Source organism: Vibrio artabrorum, assembly GCF_024347295.1.
GTDB classification, from domain to species: domain Bacteria; phylum Pseudomonadota; class Gammaproteobacteria; order Enterobacterales; family Vibrionaceae; genus Vibrio; species Vibrio artabrorum.
On record NZ_AP025458.1, the window covers coordinates 2,843,034 to 2,854,655 of the forward strand.

General features: G+C 45.7%; 9 protein-coding genes. 3 read left to right on the forward strand and 6 right to left on the reverse strand.

Going from position 1 to position 11,622, the window contains the following annotated elements; genetic code table 11:
- Positions 1 to 53: 53 nt before the first annotated feature.
- Positions 54 to 752, reverse strand: a complete 699-nt coding sequence (locus OCU36_RS12900; protein WP_261838324.1) for a DUF1481 domain-containing protein — start codon at positions 750 to 752, stop codon at positions 54 to 56.
- Between the two features lie 47 nt (positions 753 to 799).
- Positions 800 to 1,072: a nucleoid-associated protein HU-alpha gene (hupA, locus tag OCU36_RS12905; protein ID WP_004729753.1), complete on the reverse strand. Its 273-nt coding sequence runs from the start codon at positions 1,070 to 1,072 to the stop codon at positions 800 to 802.
- A gap of 269 nt (positions 1,073 to 1,341) precedes the next feature.
- On the opposite strand from hupA, the gene OCU36_RS12910 reads away from it, so the two are divergent.
- A complete protein-coding gene (locus OCU36_RS12910) occupies positions 1,342 to 2,526 on the forward strand; it encodes a CNNM domain-containing protein (RefSeq protein ID WP_261838325.1) in 1,185 nt (394 codons plus the stop codon).
- 80 nt (positions 2,527 to 2,606) lie between these two features.
- Here the strand turns inward: OCU36_RS12910 and OCU36_RS12915 are convergent, their stop codons facing one another.
- The gene (locus tag OCU36_RS12915) at positions 2,607 to 3,194 is read right to left on the reverse strand and encodes a YjaG family protein (RefSeq protein ID WP_261838326.1); all 588 of its coding nucleotides are present in this window, start codon (positions 3,192 to 3,194) and stop codon (positions 2,607 to 2,609) included.
- Between the two features lie 71 nt (positions 3,195 to 3,265).
- Between OCU36_RS12915 and OCU36_RS12920 the strand changes: the two genes are divergently transcribed.
- Positions 3,266 to 4,192 carry a D-2-hydroxyacid dehydrogenase gene (locus OCU36_RS12920; protein WP_261838327.1) on the forward strand — a complete coding sequence of 309 codons (927 nt, stop codon included), beginning with the start codon at positions 3,266 to 3,268 and terminating at the stop codon, positions 4,190 to 4,192.
- 84 nt (positions 4,193 to 4,276) lie between these two features.
- Here the strand turns inward: OCU36_RS12920 and hemE are convergent, their stop codons facing one another.
- Positions 4,277 to 5,344 carry a uroporphyrinogen decarboxylase gene (gene hemE, locus OCU36_RS12925; RefSeq protein ID WP_017060530.1) on the reverse strand — a complete coding sequence of 356 codons (1,068 nt, stop codon included), beginning with the start codon at positions 5,342 to 5,344 and terminating at the stop codon, positions 4,277 to 4,279.
- A gap of 332 nt (positions 5,345 to 5,676) precedes the next feature.
- A complete protein-coding gene (gene nudC, locus OCU36_RS12930; RefSeq protein WP_261838328.1) occupies positions 5,677 to 6,462 on the reverse strand; it encodes an NAD(+) diphosphatase in 786 nt (261 codons plus the stop codon).
- Between the two features lie 165 nt (positions 6,463 to 6,627).
- Between nudC and rsd the strand changes: the two genes are divergently transcribed.
- Positions 6,628 to 7,125, forward strand: coding sequence for a sigma D regulator (rsd, locus tag OCU36_RS12935; protein ID WP_261838329.1), 498 nt, complete (start codon positions 6,628 to 6,630; stop codon positions 7,123 to 7,125).
- A gap of 268 nt (positions 7,126 to 7,393) precedes the next feature.
- Here the strand turns inward: rsd and rpoC are convergent, their stop codons facing one another.
- Entirely contained in the window at positions 7,394 to 11,596 is a 4,203-nt protein-coding gene (rpoC, locus tag OCU36_RS12940) for a DNA-directed RNA polymerase subunit beta' (protein WP_261838330.1), read from the reverse strand.
- Positions 11,597 to 11,622 lie beyond the last annotated feature (26 nt).

Consider the following 11,622-nt stretch of genomic DNA (forward strand, 5'->3'; position numbering starts at 1 on the left):
AACAAGAAAAGGCGCCTTAATCGGCGCCTTTTTATTGCTTAGTCTTTTTAACTCTACTTTTTGAGCAATGATGGTCTTGTCACACAATCATGGCTGCCATCACCTAACATCAATAACTCTTTAACCGTCACGTTACTCCGTGAATTGCTGCCAAGAAATGCGGCATAGCTTTTCACAGGTGCTAAGCTATCGGTCGCGAAACTTGGTAAGGGTTGATTGAACTCAAAGCGAACAAGCTTACCCTCTGAGCACACATCAAAAGAGTGACCATTCCAGTAACCCTGAATCATTCTTAGCCCCTCATCATTTTGCTCCCTGACGGTTTCTAGAACTGACCGAGCTTCTGCCTGATAGTTTTCAAGCTGCTTTGTTTGAATGGGTAATACCTTACTACCGAGACGGTACTGTTGATACACAGCTTCGCCTGACTTATTAAAGCGTACGTGGACATGGTAAGGAACCCGCTCAATCGATGCATTTCGCTGTTCGCCTTCACGAACAAATTCGCGAAGTATACCGTTCGACCAGACATAATCGGTTTTGTACCAACCGTAATCGCCCATAATGACGTAGTCAGCGGAGGTGTGAGGTTGTGTTGATTGGTTAGTAACCCAATAGAAACTTGTCGCGTCGCCCATAACTTGGCCGCCGGTGTAGGTTTCGAATTGCTCTAAACTTGTGTGAGGGCTTGTTGAAGAACAGCCAATAAGAAATGTAGATAACAGTGAAACGAGAATGAATGCTTTTTTCATAAAAACCTGTACCGAGGTGAAATACGACTACCTCGGTACAGTTTAGATTATTTCACCGAATCTTTCAGTGCTTTACCTGCTACAAATGCAGGAACATTTGCCGCAGCGATTTGGATCTCATCACCCGTTTTTGGGTTGCGACCCGTACGAGCTGCACGGTGGTTTACTTTAAAAGTACCAAAACCAATTAGCTGAACTTGATCGCCATCTTTAAGCGCATCTGTAACACCGCCAAGAGTCGCCTCTAGAGCCGCTTTCGCTTGCGCCTTTGAAAGGTCCGCTTTTTCAGCAATAAAGTCGATTAATTGAGTCTTGTTCATTTAGGTTTCCCTTCTTTGTAATTTTGAATTCAATTCACTCTAAAACATAAATGCCCTATCTGGCAAAGGTTTGTCGTCGATCTTTAGCTCTAATGCCGTAGTTTTAGCCACAATATGAGTAATAACTCACAATTTGTTACTGATTTTCTACAGCGACCCCTTGTTTAAAAGGGCTTGAGAGTGAAATTAATGATGACCTAACGAGTATTTATTCTCTATAATCCACGCTGAATCGCTGCTAAAGCGTACAATTTAATTTAAGGGCAAACATGCTGCTGCTAACTATTTACGTCTCCATTGCTATTGGAGTTTCTTTCATTTGTTCTGTTTTGGAAGCTGTACTTTTGAGTATTAGTCCGAGCTACATTGCTCAGCTAAAACAAAATGGGCACCCTGCAGCAAAGTCTTTAGACAAACTGAAAACAGATATTGACCGCCCACTTGCGTCAATTTTAACGCTCAACACCATTGCACATACTATCGGCGCGGCGACAGCAGGTGCACAAGCGGCGGTCGTTTTTGGTAGCCAATGGTTAGGCGTCTTCTCTGCCGTGCTAACACTGGGTATTTTAGTCTTATCTGAAATTGTTCCCAAAACCATTGGTGCAACCTACTGGCGTCAACTGGCTCCAACGTCAGCAAGTGTGCTTCGTTGGATGGTGTTCTTCCTGACACCGTTTGTATGGTTCTCTGAGCAAATCACGAAGCGCCTAGCTCGCGGTCACCAAGCACCAAAAATGCGAGAAGAGCTATCGGCGATGGCGATTTTGGCAAAAGAGAGTGGTGAGTTTGCAGAAGGCGAATCAAAAATTCTGAGTAACCTACTGGGTATTCAAGACGTCCCTGTGACTCAAGTCATGACGCCGCGCCCCGTGGTATTCCGTGTTGATGCAGAAATGAGTGTAAATACCTTCCTAGAGCAACATAAAGACACGCCATTCTCACGCCCACTGGTTTACAGCGAGCAGAGCGACAACATTATCGGTTTTGTTCACCGCTTAGAGCTGTTTAGATTGCAGCAAGCAGGTTGTGGTGAGAAAGCGTTAGGTGAAGTCATGCGCCCTATCCATGTACTCCTGAACAACATGGGCTTAGCGAAAGCCTTTGACCAGATGATGGCAAACCGCCTGCAACTGTCTTTGGTTGTGGACGAGTACGGCACCATTCAGGGCATCATCACCCTAGAAGATATCTTTGAGCACCTAGTGGGCGAAGAGATTGTCGACGAGGCGGATAAGACGACTGACATGCAAGAACTGGCGTTCCAACGCTGGGAAAAATGGAAAGAAACACACGGTGTTATCGAAAACCGCGATGACGACGAGGATGAGCAAGAGCAAGACACTCCAACTGACAACCACTCTTCAGACACAAGATCAGCGGATGACAACAACGAATCCAAAGATAAGGCATCAAAAGACAAAGTGCAGAACGAAGACAAAAAAGACGCTTAATCTCAATGTGATACCGTCAAATGCAACAAAGGCTCCCTAGGGAGCCTTTGTTTTTATTCATGTTTTGGTGCTATTGCGAATTATAACGCAACACCAATGTTACTGACTGGATCTTCGCGCAGTTCGTGGCGTAGATCTTTGATCAGCTCTAAGTCACGCTCCGTCGTTTCACGTAGAGGTCGGAAAATCGCCCACTGAACGTCCCACTCTTCGCACACCGCTTCGTTTTCTTTCTGGTTTTCGTTCGTCACTTCATCTGCGCCTTGAGCAAACTCAAGCTCAGCAACCGTCTTCACCGATTGTTGACTGACTTTAATAACCGCTTCAAGCATATGTTCACGGTCAAGCAGACCATGAATGAGCGTCGCCAAACCTTGGCAGGCGTCCATTGCTGGATAAACCCCATAAAAATCAAAATCATCACCGCTAGGGAAGAGCTCTTCTACTTTTTCAAGTTGACGCTCAAAGTTCACCTTTGCCGTTTTAACCGTTAAAATTTCCCAAACACTATCCAAAACATCACGATAAATTCGAGCTTCCGCAAATTCGGTATTCTCACAAAACATGGCATAGTTAGGGTACATACGCTCACATAGACACGCCATAAAGGTAATTTGTTGCCAAGGTTCTAACTTTTCAAGACGAACCTGCAATGGATTCTGAAGCATAGTCACTCAATAATTGCAGAAAAAGACAGCGAAAGTGTACTTGATAAACCCTGAGGGGAAAAGATAAGCCGATGAACAATTTTACGAATAAGCTCTATATTCTTACTGAGCATGACGATACCTATACGCAACTGATTCTAGACCAGGAGTTACCCGATCTAGAAATCACTCAAAACCCCGAATCAGCACAGATTGTATTAGCGTCACCGCCCCTAATCGCACAGCGCCTCAACGAGTTTAAAGAGCTAGACTGGGTACAGAGTACCTATGCTGGCATCAATAAACTCACTCAGCCGGACCTGCGTCAGGACTATACGTTAACCAACGTCAAAGGCATCTTTGGCCCAGCTATCGCAGAATACGTGCTAGGTTACACAATCAGTCATTGTAGACACTTCCCTCATTACCACCAGCATCAACAACAACGCCACTGGCAGCCACAGCTTTATACTGGCCTAACTGACAAAACCATGGTGATTTTAGGAACCGGGTCAATTGGCAGTCATTTGGCGAAAACCGCGGCGGCTTTTGGTCTTCATACCATCGGTGTCAATCGTACCGGCATCCCATCCAAACAAGAAACCTTTAAAGAGACGTTCCACGTTAATGAGATAGAAGCAGCTTTTAAGCAAGCCGATATTGTGGTCAACACCTTACCATCAACAACCGAAACCTATCAGCTGTTGAGTCAAACCACGTTAGGCTACTGCTCTAATGTGTTGCTGTTTAATGTCGGTCGCGGAGAAAGCCTAGACAACAAGGCCTTGTTGCTTGCCATAAAAAACAGATGGGTAGAGCATGCATTTTTAGATGTGTTTGAAAATGAGCCCCTCTCGCAGGATCACCCATTCTGGACATTGCCACAGGTCACCATCACTCCACACATCGCTGCACTCAGTGAACCAAAACAAGTGGTCGAGATCTTCGCCGAGAATTACAAACAGTGGCGAGATGGCTTTACACTGAATCATGTCATCGATTTTGAAAAAGGTTACTGATGCGCTCTTCGTTACTGAAAGAGGTTCGTCAATAAAAAAGCGCCGTTGGTTCCCCAACAGCGCTTTCAATAAACTGACTCAGAATTACTTGTGGTAAGGCTTAGACAATTCGTGAACAGCGTCAACGAATACGCCTGCGTTCTCTGGCGGCACATCTAAGTGGATACCGTGGCCAAGGTTAAATACATGACCTGTACCGCCGTCGCCAAAGCCTTCAAGAATGCTGCCCACTTCTTCACGAATACGTTCAGGTTGAGCGTAAAGCATCGAAGGGTCCATGTTACCTTGCAGTGCCACTTTGTCGCCGATGCGAGCTTTTGCGTCTGCGATGTTGATTGTCCAGTCTAGGCCAACCGCATCACAGCCCGTTGCTGCGATAGACTCAAGCCACATCCCGCCATTCTTAGTAAACAGAGTCACTGGCACACGACGACCTTCATTCTCACGGATTAGACCATCAACGATTTTGTGCATGTATTGCAGTGAAAATAGATTATAGTCACGAGGCGTCAGTACCCCACCCCAAGTATCAAAGACCATGACCGATTGAGCACCCGCTTTAATTTGCGCGTTCAGGTATTCAATAACACTGTCAGCCAACTTATCTAGCAACAGGTGTAGGGTTTGTGGCTCTGCGTACATCATCTTCTTGATCTTAGTGAACGCTTTAGAGCTTCCACCTTCAACCATGTATGTCGCCAGTGTCCATGGACTGCCCGAGAAACCGATCAGTGGCACTTCGCCTTTCAAATCTTTACGGATCTGACGAACCGCATTCATTACGTATTGAAGCTCGCCTTCTGGATCCGGTAGGCCAATCTTCTCTACGTCCGCTTTACACGTGATAGGACGCTCAAATTTAGGACCTTCGCCCGTTTCAAAGTACAAGCCTAAGCCCATCGCATCAGGGATGGTTAGGATGTCAGAAAACAAGATTGCCGCATCAAGCGGGAAACGACGCAAAGGTTGAAGCGTGACTTCTGATGCCAGCTCCGCATTTTTGCATAAAGACATGAAATCGCCGGCTTCAGCGCGCGTTGCTTTGTACTCTGGAAGGTAGCGGCCAGCTTGGCGCATCATCCATACCGGTGTGTAATCAACAGGCTGTTTCAAAAGTGCGCGTAAATAGCGATCGTTTTTTAATTCGGTCATTCCGTTAAATTCCAATTCAATCTTGTCTAGTTTTAATGGCAAGTATTCTAACACTGATTAATAGGTAAAAGCTGTGTGCTTTGCAACCTAGATCAAGTTATTAACTTTTAAATCAATGCTTAATTTGCACCCACTTAAGAGAGCATGTTAAAAATTTGTTTGCTAGCGAAAATTACAATTATAACATCTGAGTAGTCACTACTCAGCATCTCATAACGACATCTTACTTACCCCCTCCACTCGTGGAGGGTTTTTTTTAACTTTTGGCTCCCATCAGCCAAGTACACTTGGGATCTCCCTGGGCTCAAGTTAATAGTCAATCTTCTTACCAGCTAAACTTTCAGCATCACATCATCAACCGTTTTTTCGATCAATTGCCTTGCAATGGTTCCGGCAGGGGCAACATCAGGTAAATTGGTGACATCAAACCATTGAGCATCTGACAATTCACTGTAATCGGGCTTGAGCGTACCACCAGCATAATCGGCGAGAAAGCCCATCATCATACTCGACGGAAACGCCCACGGCTGGCTGCCAAAGTAACGAATATTGTCCACATCGACCCCCGTCTCTTCTTTGACTTCTCTTGCCACACACTGATCTAAGGTCTCTCCAACCTCGAGGAAGCCTGCAATCACGGTGTACATCCCTGTTTTATGCCTTGGGTGCTGAGCAAGCAATATCTTGTTATCGTTTCGTACCGCGACAATAATGCATGGGAAAATGCGAGGATAATGGAGCGTTCGACAATCTCCGCACTGCATCGCCACCTGATTGTGATTGAGATGATTACGACCACCACACTGAGGACAAAAACGTATGCTCTGCGTCATGTGGCCATACTGGATCGCTTTACTTGCCATCAGAAATTTCGATTCAGGCCAGTGCAGCAACTCTCTTAGACTGACCATACTCAGCTCATTCTCCACATCACCATCGTTGAGCCAATACACCTTACGACCCTGATACTGACCAATGCAAATGGCATGCTCGACACTCAACCCTAACTCTTCAGCTGAGCCAAAAGGAAATTGGTCATCATTGACCCAAATATCACTACCAGAAACGACGCACCAATAAGCTTGATCTATCATTTTATTATCACTTTTATTTAACATCCTTATACCTCATTGCTTGCAGTTCGTTCATTTTACTGGCAATCTAATTTCATACTAGAGTGATAGCAGAGAATAATTCAAACTATTGCTTTTAGTCGCTACCAATAAAACGGACCCTGCTTAGGCAATTACTTGATCACAAGGTTGTGATCAGATCATGAGGACATGGTCATGCTAAATAAATTCAAACAAGTACAACAACAATGGGGTGGCTCCAATGAGGTCATCGATCATTGGCTCGAAACTCGACAGTCTCTAATCGTTGAGTATTGTAAGCTTGCTGCTCTAAAGCCTTCATCATCAAAAACACCCTCTATCACTGAACTTCCCACTCCAGAAGCGCTCCAAAAATTCAGCCAACATCTTGTGGATTACATCTCTGAAGGCCACTTTAAGATCTATGACATGGTGATGGATAGATGGCAGTCTACTGGCTTCAAAGCAACAGACGAAATCAACCAATCATATGGTCACATCGTTCTGACCACGGATCCACTGCTCAACTTCACCGATAAATACGCAGCCATTGAAGCGACCGATACATTAGAAAGCTTTGATAGCGAGCTATCACTCGTTGGTGAGATTCTTGAGGCGAGGTTTGCGGTTGAAGACCAGTTGATACAACAAATTGCCGACAGCCTAGCGGTTCCACCAGGGGCTTAATGGCTTAGCACCTTCTAAGCTTGCCTCTGTGCAAGCTTTTTGTTTTGCCTGTCCGTTAACCAAAACTCGCTCTTCACCACGAACCTTCTTGTCAGGTCCAAAGCCGCCCGAGATAAAACGCTCACCACTCCGCCTATCCCTTATCCGCTATCCGCCAAGTAATCAAACATATCGATTAGATTCAAACCTATAAGCCTCTTTATACACCAGATACAAAAAAGGCACCCGAAGGTGCCTTTTCTTATCTCTTAGAGATGACTCGTAGAGCTTACTCTTCTGAAGAGAAACCAGCGTTTAGAAGTGCTGCTAGATTGTCAGTCGCTTGTTCAGCTGAAGGACCTTCTTGCTCTTCTTCACGTTGCTTTTGACGCTCTTGGTGGTATGCGAAACCAGTACCAGCTGGGATCAGACGACCAACAATTACGTTCTCTTTCAGGCCGCGAAGGTCATCACGTTTACCAGAAACCGCAGCTTCTGTTAGTACGCGAGTCGTTTCTTGGAACGATGCAGCTGAGATGAATGACTCAGTTGCAAGAGAGGCTTTAGTAATACCCAGTAGGTCACGTTCGAAACGTACTAGTTCTTTACCTTCAGCTTCTAGCTTACGGTTAGCAATCTTAACATTGTGGTACTCAACTTGTTCGCCAGGTAGGAACTGAGAGTCACCAGAATGAGTTATTGTACACTTACGTAGCATTTGACGAACGATAGTCTCAATGTGCTTATCGTTAATCTTAACGCCTTGTAAGCGGTAAACTTCTTGAACTTCGTTCGCGATGTACTGAGTTACTGCGTGGATACCACGTAGACGCAGGATATCGTGTGGAGTTTCTGGACCGTCGGCGATAACATCACCACGCTCAATCTTCTCACCTTCGAACACGTTCAATTGACGATGTTTAGGAATCATCTCTTCGTAAGTGTCACCACCTTCACGAGTGATAACTAAACGACGCTTACCTTTCGTTTCTTTACCGAAAGACACAGTACCTGTGTGTTCAGCAAGGATCGCAGGCTCTTTAGGCTTACGAGCTTCGAATAGGTCGGCTACGCGTGGTAGACCACCGGTGATATCTTTGTTACCGCCAGATTTCTGAGGGATACGAGATAGTGTGTCACCGATGCCAACTTCAGCGCCATCTTCGATGTTTACAATCGCTTTACCTGGTAGGAAGTAGTGAGCTGGCATATCAGTACCAGGAATCATTACGTCGTTACCTTGCTCATCAACCAGTTTGATAGCTGGACGCATATCTTTACCGGCTGCTGGGCGAGCTGCTGCGTCTGTAACTTCACTTGAAGAAAGACCCGTTAGATCGTCAGTTTGACGAGAAACGGTAATACCATCGATCATATCTACGAATTGGATACGACCGGCCACTTCAGTGATGATTGGCATGGTATGCGCTTCCCAGTTAGCTACAACTTCACCAGCCGTAACGGCTGCGTTGTCGCCTTTGGTTAGCATCGAACCGTAAGGAAGTTTGTGCTTCTCTTTAGTACGGCCGAATTCATCAATAATCGTCATCTCAGATGCACGAGAAGTGATAACCAGTTTCTTATCTTTGTTCACGACGAACTTAGCATTGTGAAGTTTCACAGTACCCGTTGTCTTAGCTTGGATGCTGTTCTCTGCCGCAGCAGTAGATGCCGCACCACCGATGTGGAACGTACGCATCGTTAGCTGTGTACCCGGCTCACCGATAGATTGAGCAGCGATAACACCCACGGCTTCACCTTGGTTCACTAGGTGACCACGTGCTAGATCACGACCGTAACACTGTGCACAACAACCGAAGTCTGCATCACAGGTAACAACAGAACGCACTTTCATGCTATCTACAGAGTTGTCTTCCATGATCTGACACCACTTCTCATCAATCAGAGTATTACGTGGAATCAGTACTTCTTCAGTACCTGGCTTAAGAACGTCTTCAGCGACTACACGACCTAGGGCAAGCTCAGAAAGTGCAACTTTAACGTCACCACCTTCGATGTGAGGCATCATGTCGATACCTTCATGCGTTCCACAGTCATGTTCGTGTACTACAACGTCTTGAGCAACGTCTACTAGACGACGAGTTAGGTAACCCGAGTTTGCTGTTTTCAGTGCTGTATCCGCAAGACCCTTACGAGCACCGTGCGTTGAGATAAAGTACTGAAGAACGTTTAGACCTTCTTTAAAGTTCGCTGTGATCGGCGTTTCGATGATTGAACCATCTGGACGCGCCATCAGACCACGCATACCTGCTAGCTGACGAATCTGAGCTGCAGAACCACGAGCGCCCGAGTCGGCCATCATGTAGATGCTGTTGAACGATTCTTGCTGTTCTTCTTCGCCGTCACGGTTAATAACGGTTTCAGAAGATAGGTTATCCATCATTGCTTTCGCAACGCGGTCGTTAGTAGACGCCCAGATATCGATAACTTTGTTGTAACGCTCACCCGCAGTAACAAGACCAGATTGGAATTGTTCTTGGATTTCGCGAACTTCTTCTTCAGCCGACTCAATTTCATCGTATTTCGCTTGAGGTACAACCATATCGTCGATACCTACAGAAACACCAGAAAGTGCCGCGTATGCAAAACCTGCGTACATGATTTGGTCAGCAAATACTACTGTATCTTTTAGACCAAGCTTACGGTAACACTCGTTAAGAAGGTTAGAAATTTGCTTCTTACCTAACTTTTGGTTAACGATGCTGTACGGTAGGCCAGCTGGAACAATCTGCCACAACATTGCACGACCGACAGTCGTATCAACTAGGCCAGTATTCGTTGTGCTATTACCGTCTTCGTCTACTACAGTTTCAGTGATACGTACCTTAACGCGAGCGTGCAGCTCAGCCGTCTTAGTACGGTATGCCTTTTCAGCCTCTTCAGGGCCAGCAAGGTACATACCTTCACCTTTCACGTTGATCTTGTCACGTGTCATGTAGTAAAGACCCAATACAACGTCCTGAGAAGGTACGATGATCGGATCACCTGATGCTGGCGACAGAATGTTATTCGTCGACATCATTAGGGTACGAGCTTCAAGCTGTGCTTCTAGAGTTAGAGGCACGTGTACCGCCATTTGGTCACCATCGAAGTCGGCGTTGTATGCCGCACACACAAGTGGGTGAAGCTGAATCGCTTTACCTTCGATTAGTACTGGTTCAAACGCTTGGATACCTAGACGGTGAAGTGTAGGTGCACGGTTAAGCAGTACTGGGTGTTCACGGATAACTTCGTCTAGGATATCCCAAACAACCGCTTCTTCACGCTCTACCATTTTCTTAGCAGCTTTGATTGTCGTCGCCATGCCACGAGTTTCTAGCTTGCTGTAGATGAACGGCTTAAATAGCTCAAGTGCCATCTTCTTAGGAAGACCACACTGATGCAGACGAAGGTATGGACCCACTGTAATTACAGAACGGCCAGAGTAGTCTACACGTTTACCTAGAAGGTTCTGACGGAAACGACCTTGCTTACCCTTGATCATATCAGCAAGAGATTTCAGAGGACGCTTGTTAGAACCCGTGATCGCACGACCGCGACGACCGTTATCTAGAAGGGCATCAACAGACTCTTGCAACATACGCTTTTCGTTACGTACGATGATGTCTGGAGCCGCTAGCTCTAGAAGGCGCTTCAAACGGTTGTTACGGTTGATCACACGACGGTAAAGGTCGTTCAGATCAGAAGTCGCAAAGCGACCGCCATCTAGTGGTACTAGAGGACGTAGATCTGGCGGTAGCACTGGAAGTACAGTTAGAATCATCCACTCAGGCTTGTTGCCTGATGAGATGAACGCTTCAACTAGCTTCAAGCGCTTAGTAACTTTCTTACGCTTAGTTTCAGAGTTAGTCGTTTCCAACTCTTCGCGCATTTCTTCCACTTCTTGATGAAGGTCCATTGTTGAAAGCAGATCTTTGATCGCTTCAGCACCCATCTTAGCCGTGAATTCATCACCCCACTCTTCTAGACGATCCAGATACTCTTCTTCAGTAAGCATCTGAGATTTTTCTAGATCAGTCATACCTGGTTCAGTTACTACGTACATTTCGAAGTAAAGAACACGTTCGATATCACGTAGCGGGATATCCATTAGTAGACCGATACGAGACGGTAGTGATTTTAAGAACCAGATGTGAGCAACTGGTGAAGCAAGCTCGATGTGGCCCATACGGTCACGACGAACTTTAGTTTGTGTAACTTCAACGCCACACTTCTCACAGATAACACCACGGTGCTTCAGGCGCTTGTATTTGCCACAAAGACATTCGTAGTCTTTAACTGGACCAAAAATACGTGCACAGAACAGACCATCGCGTTCAGGTTTGAACGTACGATAGTTAATTGTTTCTGGCTTTTTAACTTCACCAAAAGACCACGAACGGATCGTGTCTGGTGAAGATAGACCGATTTTGATTGCATCAAATTCTTCGGTCTTATGCTGTGCTTTTAGAAAGTTTAATAAGTCTTTCACGTTCAGCTCCTGTAAGGAGTTAAAGG